Raw genomic sequence first — 13,885 nt, forward strand, 5'->3', positions numbered from 1 at the left:
GCCTGTTTCTGCCATTTGCACGGGGTTTTCCTGTCCGGCGTTCACAGCTGTTGCACCAGACGCAGGATGTGCGCCACCTGCTGCGCGATGGGGGTCGGCACAGGGCTGTCACCGGCCAGGACGCGTCGAATGTAGGCGGCTGTGCTGTCGGCATCAATCTCCTTGGGCAGATCGGGCAGGGTGGCCAAGGTGCCGCTCTGCGCTTCCTGCAGTTCGACGGGCCGGCCCGCCACAAAGCCCTGCATGCGGGGCATCCGGCGCGGGTCGGCCACGGCTTCGCCCTCCGTGCCGCGTAGCAGCAAGGCGTTGGCCTGGATCAGCTCGAAGGTGGCTGCCATGGATTCGGCGTACTCGGGGTGGGTGTAGCTGCTCACCAGCAGGCTCTTGCCCGCGCAGGGGTTCATGAGTTTCACGAGGCTGTGGGCCGAGTTGCGCAGGTTGACCACACGACGCACGTCCAGCAGGCGCTGCAGGCCGGGACACAGCAGTTCAGTGGGCGCAAACACCACTTCACCGTTTGCTATTGATTTGATAGCTGTTTGTGCAGGCAAATCAAGGGCCAGCAGCACTTTTGACGTAAAGACACGGGTGGACTCCGTGGCCGTGCCGTGGATCAGCACCGGCAAACCTTCGCGCGCCAGCAGCAGGGCCAGCAGCGGGGTCAGCACCGGCAGCTTGCGCGCGCCGTTGTAGCTGGGAATCACGATGACCGGTTTGTCACCAGCGGGAATCAGCTGCAGGCGCTCGTGGGTGGCGTCCAGAAAGCCCGCCATCTCCTGCGGCGTTTCGCCCTTGATGCGCATGGCCAGGCAGAACGCACCAATCTCCAGATCGGTCACGCTGCCGTCCAGCACCTGCCCGAACAGATCGGCGGCCTGCTCGCGCGTCAGCGCACGGGCGCCGTCCTTGCCGCGCCCGATTTCCTTGATGTACTTGCCAATTCCCATGGGCTGATTGTCGGCGATGCGACGCGCCTTTTAGCCTCCGGGTCGATGCCCCTAGGCAGATTCCAGGCTGGGGGACACCGATGCCCGCACCATGCGCTGCAACTCGGGAACGCAGGAGCCGCAGTTGGTGCCGCACTTCAGGCTGATTTGTAACGACGCCAGACGCTCTTTGGCCGAGCCACTGCAATAGCCCAGCTGCGCCTCAATCGCCACATCGGTCACGTTGAAGCAGGCGCACACCTGTTTGCCGCGCGACACCACGGCGATGGGCGGCCTGGCGCCTGCTACCAGCAGGGCGCGGCCATAGGCCTGGGCCGGCAGCTCGTCCTGCAGCAGGGTCTTGATCCAGCTCTGGGCACGGGTGTCACCGGCTAGCATGAAGCCCTCCAGCTGGGTATCAACGGCGCCGCGCACCAGCTTGACGGCGCGGCGTTGGCCGCGCTTCCTGTCGGCGTAACGCAGGACGTCGTTACCGGCGAGGTTCAGGAGGGTTTCGATTTGCTGCAACAGCTCATCCGCTGGCGCGTCGTGACCGGCCGCGCGAAACAGCAGGCCGCTGCGCTCGCCCATCGGTGCATCGGCGGGTGCGTTGTTGGAGAAAGGCACGCAACTGGCAAACGGAAACCGGGCCATCAGTGACTGCAGTTCCGCGCGCGCCGTGAGCAGGCACCCAGCGGGGAGCCAGGCCACCGCCAGCAGGGTCCAGGGCAACTCGGCCTTCAAAATCTTGACCGCCGCATGCTTGAACTCGGGCTGCTTGGAGTCGGGGCAGCAGGCCGAGGTGGTGAGAGCATTCACGCCGGCCAGCCGTTGCCCGGTGCTGGCCGCGCCGCTCAAAAATTCTTCGCCCCAGTGCATGGCGATGAAGGCCTGGCTCAAGCCGATCTCGGCGCTGCTTTGCACCGGCACCAGAATGGAGCCCCGCTTGCTGGTGACGTGAACCAGGTCGCCATCCTTGAGCAGGCGGCGCGCCATGTCCTGCGGGTTCATCTGGACCGCGGGCTCGCTGACGTGGCCAAACAGGCGCCCCAGTGTGCCGGTGCGGCTCATGCCGTGCCATTGGTCGCGCAGGCGGCCGGTGGTGAGCGAAAACGGATAGCGCGATTCGCGCGGTTCCGCCACTTCCTTGCAGACGGTGTTGACAAAACGCGCTTTGCCGTCGGACGTGGGGAAGATGCCGTCTTCGTACAGGCGTGCCTTGCCTTCGGTTTCGCCCTCTTTCAGGGGCCATTGCCGGGGAGATTGCTCCAGCATGGCGTATGACATGCCGGTGATGTCGAGGTCGCGGCCTCGGGTGGATTCGCGGTGTTCGAGCCAGATCGATTCGGAATTTTGGTAAGGGAAAAGGGTGGTGCCAGTCCCCATCGCATGTTCCAGCCGGCGGGCGAAATCGACCGCGATTTGCCAGTCGTGGCGCGTCTCGCCGGGCGCGGGGACCGCGGCGCGCACGCGCGAGATGCGGCGCTCGCTGTTGGTGACCGTGCCTTCCTTCTCGCCCCAGGTGGTGGCGGGCAGCAACAGGTCGGCGTAGGCACAGGTGGCAGTCGTGGCGAAGGCTTCCTGCACCACCACAAACTCCAGGCGCTCCAGCGCGCGGCGCACGGTGGCCTGGTCGGGCATGGATTGGGCCGGGTTGGTGCAGGCAATCCACAAGGCCTTGATTTCACCGTCGGCGGCGGCCTGGAACATTTCCACCGCAGTCTTGCCCGGCGTGGCCGGCACATCCGGAACACCCCACAGGGCGGCCACTTCGGCGCGGTGCGCGGGGTTGGCGAGGTCGCGATGGGCGGACAGCAGGTTGGCCATGCCGCCGACTTCGCGCCCGCCCATGGCGTTGGGTTGGCCGGTGAGCGAAAACGGCCCGGCACCGGGTTTGCCGATCTGCCCGGTGGCCAGGTGCAGGTTGATCAGCGCCGCGTTCTTGGCGGTGCCGCTGCTGGACTGGTTCAGGCCCTGGCAGTACAGGCTGAGCGTGGCGGGGCGATGCGTCGTGTCGCCTTGCTGGACGCCGGCAAAGTAGCGCGCGGCCGCCAACAGGTCGGCCTTCGTGATGCCGCAGGTTTGCGCGACCATGTCCGGCGTGTAGTCGCGCACCGTGGCTTTGAGCCCGTCAAAGCCGCTGGTATGGGCCGCCATGAACGCCGTGTCGGTCCAGCCTTCCCACAGCATGATGTGCAGCATGCCGTTGAACAGCGCGACATCGGTGCCGGGCTGGATGGGCAAGTACAGGTCGGCAATCTCGGCCGTGTCGGTGCGGCGCGGGTCGCAGAAGATGATTTTGAGCGCCGGGTTGGCCTTTTTTGCGTCTTCAATCCGGCGAAACAGAATCGGGTGCGCATAAGCCGTGTTGGAGCCGACGATGAAGATCGTGGTCGCGTGCTGGATGTCGTCGTAGCACGCCGGCGGCGCGTCCATCCCCAGCGTCTGCTTGTAACCTGCCACCGCGCTGCTCATGCACAGGCGCGAGTTGGTGTCGATGTTGTTGGTGCCGATCAGGCCCTTGGTCAGCTTGTTGAAGACGTAATAGTCTTCGGTCAGCAACTGGCCGGAGACGTAAAAGCCCACCGCGTCAGGGCCATGGCGCGCGATGACATCGGCAAAGCGGCTGCTGGCCAGGTCCAGCGCGGCATTCCATGTCACAGCTTGAGGCGCCTGGGTGCGCTGCAGGCGTTGCATCGGCTGCAGCAGCCGCGTTTGCTGTGTCACGCCAGCACTGGCCGTCAGGTGCAGCGTGGAGCCCTTGGAGCAAAGGCGCCCGAAATTGGCCGGGTGATCCGGGTCGCCCTGCACGCCGGTGATCTGCCCGCCCTCTGCTTCGATCAGCACGCCGCAGCCGACGCCGCAGTAGGGGCAGGTCGATCGGGTCTGCGTGCGCTGGCCGGCCGTGACGAGGGGGATGGTCATGCGTCGGTGAGCTCGGCGTGTCCTTTGCAGCCGGGGCCGGCCACCGGGGCCGCCAAATCAAGTGCCAGCGTGGCCAGTTCGCCGGCGTCGAGATGCACGGCACCATCCACCACGCTGACGCTGAATTTTGGCGTGCAGCCTTCGTCGGGCGCCTTCGCGCAGCCGTCCGCCAGGCCAATGGTCCAGTTGTGCAGCGGGCAGGCGACACTGGTGCCAAACACAATGCCCTGGCTCAGGGGGCCGCCTTTGTGCGGGCAGCGGTCGAGCAGGGCAAACACCTCGTCCTGCTCGTTGCGAAACACGGCCACGTCCATCCCCTGGGCTCGCGCGACCCGGCGCGAACCCAGCACGGGGATGTCCTGCACCAGGCAGATTTTTTTCCAGTCACTCATATCAATATCCTTTTGCTATAGTTTTAATAGCTTATAACGTATATTCCACGGGGGCTAGAGGCCAATTTCATTCAAGGAAGTGCGCCTGTCAGGCCGGCGCGGCCAGTTTTTCAAACTGCCGTGTATCGACCTCGGCCTTGTCAAATTCAAACCAGGGATCGGGCTCGCCGTCCAGGCTGAACTGCAACTTGGCCCACAGAGCCTTGCGGTTCTCGTCATCTTCCAGAATCTTCTTCTTCACGTAGTCCATGCCGACGCGGTTGAGGTAGTGCACGGTGCGCTCCAGGTACCAGCCTTCCTCGCGGTACAACTGCATGAAGGCGCCGGTGTACTCCAGCACCTCGTCAGCGGTCTTGAGCTTGGTGAAGAAGTGCGCCACCTCGGTTTTGATGCCGCCGTTGCCGCCGATGTGCATTTCCCAGCCGCTGTCCACACCGATGATGCCGACGTCCTTGATGCCAGCCTCGGCGCAGTTGCGCGGGCAGCCGCTCACCGCGAACTTCACCTTGTGCGGTGCGTACATGCGCCACATGGCGCGCTCCAGGTCCTTGCCCATCTGGGTACTGTCCTGCGTGCCCATGCGGCACCACTCGGAGCCGACGCAGGTCTTCACGGTGCGCAGCGCCTTGGCATAGGCGTGGCCGCTGGGCATGCCGATGTCCTTCCAGACGTTGACCAGGTCTTCCTTCTTCACGCCCAGCAGGTCGATGCGCTGCCCGCCGGTGACCTTGACGGTGGGGATCTTGTACTTGTCCACCGCATCCGCAATGCGGCGCAGCTCACTGGCGGTGGTCTCGCCGCCCCACATGCGCGGGATCACGCGGTAGGTGCCGTCCTTCTGGATGTTGGCATGGCTGCGCTCGTTGATATAGCGGCTTTGCGGATCGTCCTTCGCTTCCTTGGGCCAGCTGCTGATCAGGTAGTAGTTGATGGCCGGGCGGCAGGAGGCACAGCCGTTGGGTGTCTTCCACTCCATGAAGTTGAAAACGTGGGCGATGGTGAGCAGCTTGTTGGCGACAATGGCGTCGCGCACGGCCTGGTGGCCGTGGTCGGTGCAGGCGCACATGGCTTTCATCTTCGGCGTGGCCGAGTAGTCGCCGCCGGCGGTGAACATCAGGATCTGTTCCACCAGCCCGGTGCAGGAGCCGCAGGAGGCACTGGCCTTGGTGTGCTTGCGCACCTCGTCCAGCGTGAACAAACCTTTTTCCTTGATGGCCTTGCAGATCGTGCCTTTGGTCACGCCGTTGCAGCCACACACTTCGGCGTCATCCGCCATGCTGGCGGCCTTGTTGTGGCCCTCGTGACCGCCTTCACCGAGGTTGGATTCGCCAAACATCAGCTTGTCGCGGATGTCAGACACGCTGCGGCCATCGCGCAGCAGCTTGAAGTACCAGCTGCCGTCCACTGTGTCGCCGTAGAGGCAGGCGCCGACCAGCTTGTCGTCCTTGATGACGAGCTTCTTGTAGACGCCGCCATAGGGGTCGCTCATCACCAGCTCTTCGGTGCCTTCGCCGCCCAGAAAATCGCCTGCGCTGAACAAGTCGATGCCGGTGACCTTGAGTTTGGTCGAAGTGAGCGATCCGACGTAGCGGCCAATGCCGAACTGTGCCAGGTGGTTGGCCGCCACTTTGGCCTGCTCGAACAGGGGTGCTACCAGCCCGTAGGCAATGCCGCGGTGCGCGGCGCACTCACCGACCGAGTAGATGCGGGCATCGGTAATGGTCTGCAGGGTGTCGTTGACCACGATGCCCTTGCTGCAATGCAGGCGCATGGCCTCGGCCAGGCCGGTGTTGGGGCGAATGCCCACCGCCATCACCACCAGATCGGCGGGAACTGAAGTCCCATCCTTGAATTTGACGGATTTGACGCGGCCATCGGCGCCAGCGATGAGCTCCTGGGTTTGCGCACCCATCAGGAACTTCAGGCCCCGATCTTCCAGCGATTTTTGCAGCATCTTGCCGGCCACGGTGTCGAGCTGGCGCTCCATCAGCGTGGGCATCACATGCACGACGCTCACATTCATGCCGCGGCGCATCAGGCCGTTGGCCGCTTCGAGCCCCAGCAGGCCACCACCAATGACAACCGCATTCTTGTATTTCTGCGCCGCGTCGATCATGGCCTCGGTGTCGGCAATGTCGCGGTAGGCAATGACGCCGGCCAGGTCCTTGCCGGGCACGGGCAGGATGAAGGGGTTGGACCCGGTGCACATCAACAGCCGGTCGTATTCGGCGCTGATTTTTTCACCGGCCGCATTCTCGGCGTGCACCAGGCGGTGAACGCGGTCCACCGCGGAGACCTTCCAGCCCGCATGCAGGGTGATGTGGTTGTCCTTGTACCAGTCCCACGAGTTGAGCACGATCTCATCGATGGTCTGCTCGCCCGCCAGCACCGGCGAGAGCAGGATGCGGTTGTAGTTGGGGTGCGGCTCGGCACCGAACACGGTGATGTCATACAGGTCTGGTGCGATCTTGAGCAACTCCTCCAGCGTACGTACACCGGCCATGCCGTTGCCGATCAGCACGAGCTTCATTCGGGTCCTGGGTTCTACGCGCATGTCCATGATTTTTTCCTTGTCTGTACCGTGAGGTTTCAAGCCGCTTTCTCTACATGCGCCTGGCGCGTGTAGAGAAAGTCAATGACGGCTTTGCGGTAATGCAGGTACTGGGTGCTCTCGGCCAGCTCGACCCGGTTGCGCGGACGCGGCAGCTCCACGCTCAGCACTTCACCAATCGTGGCGGACGGGCCGTTGGTCATCATCACGATCTTGTCGGACAGCAGCACGGCTTCGTCCACGTCGTGCGTCACCATCACCACGGTGCTGTGGGTGCGGGCCACAATCTCCAGCAATTCGTCCTGCAGCTTGGCGCGGGTCAGGGCATCGAGGGCACCGAAAGGCTCGTCCATCAGCAGCACCTTGGGCTCCATCGCCAGCGCCCGGGCAATGCCGACACGCTGCTTCATGCCGCCCGAAATTTCGCCGGGGCGTTTCTGCGCGGCGGGTGTCAGGCCCACCAGCGCCAGGGCGGCGTCGGTACGGGCCTTGAGCTGGGCTTTGCTCTCGGACGCGGCGCCAGTGGTGCGGCTCGCAGCGCCGAACACCCGTTCAACGCCGAGATAAACATTCTCGAAACAGGTCAGCCAGGGCAACAGCGAGTGGTTCTGGAACACCACCGCGCGCTCGGGGCCGGGTCCGGCGATTTCGCGGTTGGCGCACAGCAGGTGGCCCTGCGTGGGTGTGGTCAAGCCGGCGATCAGGTTGAGCAAGGTGGACTTGCCGCAGCCCGAGTGGCCGATGAGCGCCACGAACTCGCCTTTGGCGACGGTCAGGTTGATGCCCTGCAGCGCGCAGAACGGTCCCTTCTTCGTTTTGAAGGTTTGCTCGACGCCCGAGATTTCGATGAACTTGGTGGTCAGGGATGCGTTCATGATTTCACTTCCTCAAAGGTGAATGCGGTGGCGATTTTGATCAGGGCGAATTCCAGGATCAGCCCGACGATGCCGATCACGAAGATGGCGATGATGATGTTCTTGACGTTCAGGTTGTTCCACTCGTCCCAGACCCAGAAACCGATGCCCACGCCGCCCGTCAGCATCTCGGCCGCCACGATCACCAGCCAGGCGGTGCCGACTGCCAGCCGCACACCGGTCAGCATGTAGGGCAGCACTGAGGGGAACAGGATCTTGGTCACGATCTTCCACTCAGACAGGTTCAGCACCCGCGCCACGTTCATGTAGTCCTGCGGTACCCGCTGCACACCCACGGCCGTGTTGATGATCATGGGCCAGATGGAGCAGATGAAAATGGTCCAGATGGCCGCCGGGTTGGCGCCCTTGAACACCAGCAGGCCAATCGGCAACCAGGCCAGCGGCGACACCGGGCGCAGCAGGCTGATCAGCGGGTTGAACATGCGGCTCAGAAACTCGAAGCGCCCGATCATGAAGCCGGCCGGAATGCCCACCGCCGCCGCCAGTCCGAAGCCCACGGCGACGCGCTCCAGCGACATCAGGATGTTCCAGCCCACGCCCTGGTCGTTGGGACCCTTGCGGTAGAACGGGTCCGAGAAGATGACGATGGCCTGCTTGAACGTCTCGGTGGGCGAGGGGATGCTGCTGGCCGTCGAGATGGACACCAGCGCCCACACGCCGATCAGCAGAATCAGGCCGAACACCGGTGGCAATACCGTCAGCCAGAAGCTGCGCCAGTCGAAGCCCGGACCTGACGGCCTGGCTGCAGGTTCAATGAGTTTCTGGCCTCTAGCCCTCGTGGTATCTGCTTGAGTAGCTATTGTTTTTATAGCGTCTTCTGCGATCGGCGCAGCCGGCGCCACCCGTGATTCAAGGGGAGAGTGAAAAACTGCGCTGACCATGGCCTGCTCCTTAAGCGTGAACTTTGAAACTGTCGGCGTACTTTTTCGGGTCTTTGCCGTCCCACACGATGCCGTCCATCAGCTTGGAGCTGCGCATCACATCCTTCGGCACTGGCGTCTTGGCTGCCGTGGCGGCCTGCTTGTAGATGTCGATCTGGTTGATCTGCTTGGCCACCGCCAGGTAGTCGGGATGCTCTTTCAGCAAACCCCAGCGCTTGTGCTGCGTCAGGAACCACATGCCGTCCGACAGGTACGGGAAGTTCACGGCGCCTTCGTTGAAGAACTTCATGTAGTTGGGGTCGTCCCAGGTCTTGCCCATGCCGTTCTGGTAGCGGCCCAGGATGCGCTGGTTGATGGCGTCCACGCTGGTGTTCACGTAGGACTTTTCTGCAATGGTTTCAGCCATCTTGTTTTTGTTCAGCAGGCTGGCGTCAATCCATTTGCCGGCCTCCAGAATGGCGGCCGTGACGGCGCGGGCCGTGTTGGGGTATTTCTTGACGAAGTCGCCGGTGGTGCCCAGCACCTTTTCGGGATGGTCTTTCCAGATGTCCTGCGTGGTGGCAGCGGTGACGCCAATGCCGTCGATGATGGCGCGGTGGTTCCAGGGCTCGCCCACGCAAAAACCGTCCATGTTGCCCACCCGCATGTTGGCCACCATCTGCGGCGGCGGCACGGTGATGACCTTGGCGTCCTTCATCGGATTGATGCCGCCCGAGGCCAGCCAGTAGTACAGCCACATGGCGTGGGTGCCGGTCGGAAAGGTCTGCGCAAAGGTGTATTCGCGCTTCTCGGCGGCCATCAGCTTGGCCAGCCCGGCGCCGTTGACTGCGCCCTTGTCGGCCAGTTTCTTCGACAGCGTGATGGCCTGGCCGTTGTGGTTCAGGTTCATCAGGATGGCCATGTCTTTTTTGGGGCCGGACGTGCCCAGGTGAACACCGTAAATGAGGCCATAGAGCACATGGGCGAAGTCGAGTTCGCCATTGACGAGCTTGTCGCGCACACCGGCCCAACTGGCTTCCTTGGTCGGAATGATCTTGACGCCGTATTTCTGGTCGATGCCCAGCACCGAGGCCATGACCACCGAGGCGCAGTCGGTCAACGGAATGAAGCCGATCTTGACTTCCTTCTTTTCAGGGGCGTCCGAGCCTTGCGCATAGACAACAGCACGCAAGGCCGGACTGATGCCGCTGGCGCCGACGGCGGCAGCCTGCAAAACGGTACGGCGTGTCAGTGAAGATTTCAGCAGTTCGGTCATGGTCGGGACTCCAGAATGAAAAATGCAAGGTAAAAAACAAAAAAGGCGTTCGACCCAGGCACACACAAGAGATGTGAGTGCGGGGTGCGAACGCCTTTGTTCTTGGAAGGCATCCCGCTTCGCCGTTGAAGCAGGATGTTTTGTATCTAATCCTGAGCAAAACTTGTGCCAGCGGGTGCTCTTATTTCACGCGGCTTCGAAATATCAATTAGATTGGCCTGTAGAGCTTTGTATATAAGCGTAATCAGCTATTTAATTAATAGCAAAAACAGCAACAAGCCGGATCGCCCCAGGATTTTCGAGGGCCTGCACCGTATGTGTGCGGCGCACCATTTCGGCGTCAGCCGAGCAGGTCGGCTGCGTCCAGGATGCGCTGCGCCACCTCGCCCAGGCGCAGGCCCTTGTCCATGGCGGCCTTGCGGAGTTTTTCGTAGGCAAGCTGTTCGTTGATGTTCTGGCGCTGCATCAGCAGGCCCTTGGCGCGGTCAATCACTTTGCGGTCCTGCAATTCGGTCCTGGCGTCTGCCAGTTCGCGCCTGAGGCCCTGCTCATGTTCGAAGCGCGCCATCGCCACGTCCAGGATGGGGCGTATGCGTTCGGGCGACAAGCCGGCCACGATGTAGGCCGACACCCCGGCTGCCACCGCGTCTTTCACGTGGGTGGTGTCATTGTCGTTGGTAAAAAGAACGATCGGGCGCCGCGCATCGCGGGTCGCCATCACCACATGCTCCAGGGAATCGCGTGCCTCGCTTTCGGCGTCCACAATAATCATGTCGGGCTGGAGCTGGGCCAGGCGCTCGTCCAGGAACGTGTCCGCTGGCAACACCGCGACGATGTTGTAGCCGTTTTCCAGCAGACCGATGCGCAACTGGCGCGAACGCTCCGCTTGCGCGCGGGCATGGCTGTCCGTGGAGACGCCTTCCAGCAAGTCTGGAGCGATGATGACAAGGCGCAAGGATTGGGAAGGTGTCATGGGCGAGTTTGTGCAAGATTCGCGCCAGTGGAATATGGCCCCCACGTTCGCTCACTGACGTGTAGCTCTCTGCCCCCCACGGGGGCTAATTTCCCTTGGGGCGGCCCGGCGGGAAATTGCCGGCCCCCACGTTCGCTCACAACGCGCAAGCTCTCTGCCCCCCACGGGGGCTCATTTCCCTTGGGGCGGCCCGGCGGAAGTCTGAACCATCAACCGGCTAGCGCGGCGGATCCCGGATGCTGAGCGCTATCGACTTCCGAACAGCCGGCGCCACCGCAGCCGTGAATCTGCCCCTGCGGCAGTGCCTCGGGCATGTTGACAACCCCGCTGACCGGGTCATAGCCGATCTGGCGCAGATGCAGGGCCAGGGCCGCGTCCATGCTCTGGGCATGAAATGCAAACCAGACGCCAAGCTCACGCGCCATCTGCCGCAGCAGCGCCAGGTCGCCGGTCTGGCCGCGCACTTGGCCTTCGCGCATCACCTGCAGCACCGCCTGGTGCTGGGAACTGTGGCAGTTGTTCGATGAAAAACGGGTCGCCAGCATCCACTGGTCTTCGCGGCCGAAGTGATCGTCGGTGTGGGCGATCAGGTCGTGCCAGGCAGCGAGCACGGTGTCGTCGCCAGCGGCTTCGACCGTGCCGAGCAGCACGACGAATTCTTGATGGGTCTCGTCCATGACGGGCAAGCCAAGCACGAGCGCATCGGACCATTGCAATGTGGACATGCTGGAAATTTCAGAGTTGATATCCGAGGAAGGATAGCGGCGGCGGACAATTCCGGATTGATGCAAATCAGGAAAGCTGCGGATGGCGGGAGTGATGCGGAGCATGACACGCCAGTCGAGCGAACGTGAGGGCCAGCAATTTCCCGCCGGGCCGCCCCAAGGGAAATTAGCCCCCGTGGGGGGCAGAGAGCTTGCGCGTTGTGAGCGAACGTGGGGGCTACACTTCTTCCATGATTGTTCTGGGCATTGAATCGAGTTGCGATGAAACCGGCGTGGCGCTGGTGGATGCGTCGGGTAGCCAGGTGCCGGTGCTGCTGGCGCAGGCGCTCTACAGCCAGATCGACATGCACCAGGCCTACGGTGGCGTGGTGCCGGAGCTGGCCAGCCGCGACCATATCCGGCGTGTTTTGCCCTTGACGCAGGAGGTCATGACGCAGGCGCAATGTTCGCTGGCGCAAGTGGACGTGGTTGCCTACACGCGCGGGCCGGGCCTGGCGGGTGCGCTGCTGGTGGGCGCGGGCGTGGCCTGCTCGCTGGCGGCGGCGCTCGGGCGGCCAGTGATGGGTGTACACCACCTCGAAGGCCATCTGCTGTCGCCCTTTTTGAGTGCTGATCCACCCGAATTCGCGTTTGTGGCGCTATTGGTATCGGGCGGCCATACCCAGCTCATGCGGGTGGACCGCGTGGGCAGCTACGAACTGCTGGGCGAGACGATTGACGATGCGGCGGGCGAAGCGTTTGACAAGTCGGCCAAATTGCTGGGCCTGCCATATCCCGGCGGGCCGGCTTTGGCCCGGCTGGCCCAGCACGGCGATGGCCAGGCCTTCAAGTTGCCGAGGCCTTTGCTGCACAGCGGCGATCTGGATTTTTCATTCTCCGGACTGAAGACGGCGGTGCTGACGCAGGCCAAAAAACTGGGTGAAGCGATGGGCGATCAGGCCCGGGCCGATCTGGCGGCCTCGACGCAGGCGGCCATTGTCGAGGTGCTGGTCAAGAAGTCGCTCAAAGCACTGGAACAAACCGGCCTGCAGCGGCTGGTGGTGGCCGGCGGCGTCGGTGCCAACACGCTGCTGCGCGAGCAACTCAATGCCGCCTGCAAAAAGAAGGGGGTTCGCGTGTATTACCCCGAGCTGCATTTATGCACCGACAACGGCGCGATGATCGCGCTGGCGGCCGGCATGCGCATACAGGCCGGGCTGGCGCCCCTGCGGCGCGACTACACCTTTGACGTGAAACCGCGCTGGAGCCTTGCGGAAATGGCGATTTAAGGCCTGTTAACGCTTCTGCGAGTGGCAAGTAGGCTATAATCCAAGGCTCTGCTGAAAAGTGCGCTTTTTCATTGATGAAACGGCACGCGGCAGAACACGACGGCCACGGTCAACTCTCACTTCGGGAACACTGTGCCGCTCGCAAGTTATTTCCAAGGAAAAACCTATGATCGAGAAATCAGTCAAGGCCGAGATTGTCAAGGCCAACGCGCGCGCTGCCAACGACACCGGCAGCCCGGAAGTTCAGGTCGGCCTGTTGACCGGCCGCATCAATGAACTGATGCCCCATTTCAAAACCCATGCCAAAGATCATCACGGTCGCCGTGGCCTGCTGCGCATGGTGAGCCGCCGCCGCAAGCTGCTGGACTACCTGAAGTCCAAAGACGCGGCCCGTTATGTTGCGCTGATTGCCAAGCTTGGCCTGCGTAAATAATCCCTAAAACGACTGCAAGGCGCCTGAGTTGGTTCTTCTGACTCAGGCGCTTTGCACTTTAAAAACGGAAAAAACCAGTTTCAGAAGCGCTTTCCTCGCCAGTTGAGGGGCGCCGATGACTTTCTTCGGAGCAAGGCCAAACGATCACGCGCTGTGTCATTCCACAAGAAAAGACCTGAAATTGCAGGCATTTTGTGGAATGGCATCGTGTTCTGCCAGCCGCCGCTCCGGGCCTTCTGCACTGCCTCAAGTGCTTGAAACTAGTGGAGATAAAACATGAGCATTTTCAACAAAGTCAGCAAATCCTTCCAGTGGGGCCAGCACAAGGTCACGATGGAAACCGGAGAAATCGCCCGCCAGTCCGGCGGCGCGGTGCTGGTCGACATGGACGGCACGGTGGTGTTGGCCACCGTGGTTGCCAAGACTGACGCCAAGCCCGGCCAGGATTTTTTCCCGTTGACGGTTGACTACCTGGAAAAAACCTATGCCGCCGGACGCATTCCCGGCAGCTTCTTCAAGCGCGAAGGCCGCCCCAGCGAGTTTGAAACGCTGACCTCGCGCCTGATCGACCGCCCGATTCGCCCCCTGTATCCCGAAGGCTTCTTCAACGAAGTGCAGGTC

At 62.6% G+C, this 13,885-nt stretch carries 11 protein-coding genes and 1 pseudogene; 3 read left to right on the plus strand and 9 right to left on the minus strand.

Annotated features, from left to right (window positions below; genetic code table 11):
* Positions 1 to 41 precede the first annotated feature (41 nt).
* The 9 genes from ybiB to Q7T10_RS06750 all read right to left on the minus strand — a co-directional run bounded on the left by ybiB (position 42) and on the right by Q7T10_RS06750 (position 11,563).
* Positions 42 to 947, minus strand: a complete 906-nt coding sequence (ybiB, locus tag Q7T10_RS06710; RefSeq protein ID WP_304747054.1) for a DNA-binding protein YbiB — start codon at positions 945 to 947, stop codon at positions 42 to 44.
* A 51-nt stretch (positions 948 to 998) separates the two neighbouring features.
* Entirely contained in the window at positions 999 to 3,851 is a 2,853-nt protein-coding gene (locus tag Q7T10_RS06715) for a nitrate reductase (protein ID WP_304747055.1), read from the minus strand.
* Complete coding sequence (gene nirD, locus Q7T10_RS06720) at positions 3,848 to 4,243, minus strand: nitrite reductase small subunit NirD (protein ID WP_304747056.1); 396 nt, start codon at positions 4,241 to 4,243, stop codon at positions 3,848 to 3,850. Before nirD ends, Q7T10_RS06715 begins: the two co-directional genes overlap by 4 nt.
* Before the next feature lie 88 nt (positions 4,244 to 4,331).
* Positions 4,332 to 6,803 carry a nitrite reductase large subunit NirB gene (gene nirB / locus Q7T10_RS06725; RefSeq protein ID WP_304747057.1) on the minus strand — a complete coding sequence of 824 codons (2,472 nt, stop codon included), beginning with the start codon at positions 6,801 to 6,803 and terminating at the stop codon, positions 4,332 to 4,334.
* A 29-nt stretch (positions 6,804 to 6,832) separates the two neighbouring features.
* Positions 6,833 to 7,669: an ABC transporter ATP-binding protein gene (locus tag Q7T10_RS06730; RefSeq protein WP_304747058.1), complete on the minus strand. Its 837-nt coding sequence runs from the start codon at positions 7,667 to 7,669 to the stop codon at positions 6,833 to 6,835.
* Complete coding sequence (ntrB, locus tag Q7T10_RS06735) at positions 7,666 to 8,610, minus strand: nitrate ABC transporter permease (RefSeq protein ID WP_304747060.1); 945 nt, start codon at positions 8,608 to 8,610, stop codon at positions 7,666 to 7,668. Before ntrB ends, Q7T10_RS06730 begins: the two co-directional genes overlap by 4 nt.
* Positions 8,611 to 8,620: 10 nt before the next feature.
* Positions 8,621 to 9,865, minus strand: a complete 1,245-nt coding sequence (locus Q7T10_RS06740; protein WP_304747062.1) for a CmpA/NrtA family ABC transporter substrate-binding protein — start codon at positions 9,863 to 9,865, stop codon at positions 8,621 to 8,623.
* A 340-nt stretch (positions 9,866 to 10,205) separates the two neighbouring features.
* The gene (locus Q7T10_RS06745) at positions 10,206 to 10,838 is read right to left on the minus strand and encodes an ANTAR domain-containing response regulator (protein ID WP_304747063.1); all 633 of its coding nucleotides are present in this window, start codon (positions 10,836 to 10,838) and stop codon (positions 10,206 to 10,208) included.
* Between the two features lie 209 nt (positions 10,839 to 11,047).
* Positions 11,048 to 11,563, minus strand: coding sequence for a hemerythrin domain-containing protein (locus Q7T10_RS06750; protein WP_304747065.1), 516 nt, complete (start codon positions 11,561 to 11,563; stop codon positions 11,048 to 11,050).
* Between the two features lie 230 nt (positions 11,564 to 11,793).
* Between Q7T10_RS06750 and tsaD the strand changes: the two genes are divergently transcribed.
* From tsaD to Q7T10_RS06765, 3 genes and pseudogenes are all read left to right on the plus strand, one after another.
* Positions 11,794 to 12,831 carry a tRNA (adenosine(37)-N6)-threonylcarbamoyltransferase complex transferase subunit TsaD gene (gene tsaD, locus Q7T10_RS06755; protein WP_304747066.1) on the plus strand — a complete coding sequence of 346 codons (1,038 nt, stop codon included), beginning with the start codon at positions 11,794 to 11,796 and terminating at the stop codon, positions 12,829 to 12,831.
* 166 nt (positions 12,832 to 12,997) lie between these two features.
* A complete protein-coding gene (rpsO, locus tag Q7T10_RS06760; RefSeq protein WP_304747067.1) occupies positions 12,998 to 13,264 on the plus strand; it encodes a 30S ribosomal protein S15 in 267 nt (88 codons plus the stop codon).
* Positions 13,265 to 13,540: 276 nt separating this feature from the next.
* Positions 13,541 to 13,885: pseudogene (locus Q7T10_RS06765) on the plus strand (polyribonucleotide nucleotidyltransferase); the annotation flags it as partial.

The sequence above is a fragment of the Rhodoferax sp. genome, from assembly GCF_030646845.1.
Taxonomy (GTDB): domain Bacteria; phylum Pseudomonadota; class Gammaproteobacteria; order Burkholderiales; family Burkholderiaceae_C; genus Rhodoferax.

What these genes read in the sequence shown, in the direction of transcription:
- ybiB (WP_304747054.1), bottom strand. Translation starts at nt 947, where the DNA reads ATGGGAATTGGCAAGTACATCAAGGAAATCGGGCGCGGCAAGGACGGC.
- Q7T10_RS06715 (WP_304747055.1), bottom strand. Translation starts at nt 3,851, where the DNA reads ATGACCATCCCCCTCGTCACGGCCGGCCAGCGCACGCAGACCCGATCG.
- nirD (WP_304747056.1), bottom strand. Translation starts at nt 4,243, where the DNA reads ATGAGTGACTGGAAAAAAATCTGCCTGGTGCAGGACATCCCCGTGCTG.
- nirB (WP_304747057.1), bottom strand. Translation starts at nt 6,803, where the DNA reads ATGGACATGCGCGTAGAACCCAGGACCCGAATGAAGCTCGTGCTGATC.
- Q7T10_RS06730 (WP_304747058.1), bottom strand. Translation starts at nt 7,669, where the DNA reads ATGAACGCATCCCTGACCACCAAGTTCATCGAAATCTCGGGCGTCGAG.
- ntrB (WP_304747060.1), bottom strand. Translation starts at nt 8,610, where the DNA reads ATGGTCAGCGCAGTTTTTCACTCTCCCCTTGAATCACGGGTGGCGCCG.
- Q7T10_RS06740 (WP_304747062.1), bottom strand. Translation starts at nt 9,865, where the DNA reads ATGACCGAACTGCTGAAATCTTCACTGACACGCCGTACCGTTTTGCAG.
- Q7T10_RS06745 (WP_304747063.1), bottom strand. Translation starts at nt 10,838, where the DNA reads ATGACACCTTCCCAATCCTTGCGCCTTGTCATCATCGCTCCAGACTTG.
- Q7T10_RS06750 (WP_304747065.1), bottom strand. Translation starts at nt 11,563, where the DNA reads ATGTCCACATTGCAATGGTCCGATGCGCTCGTGCTTGGCTTGCCCGTC.
- tsaD (WP_304747066.1), top strand. Translation starts at nt 11,794, where the DNA reads ATGATTGTTCTGGGCATTGAATCGAGTTGCGATGAAACCGGCGTGGCG.
- rpsO (WP_304747067.1), top strand. Translation starts at nt 12,998, where the DNA reads ATGATCGAGAAATCAGTCAAGGCCGAGATTGTCAAGGCCAACGCGCGC.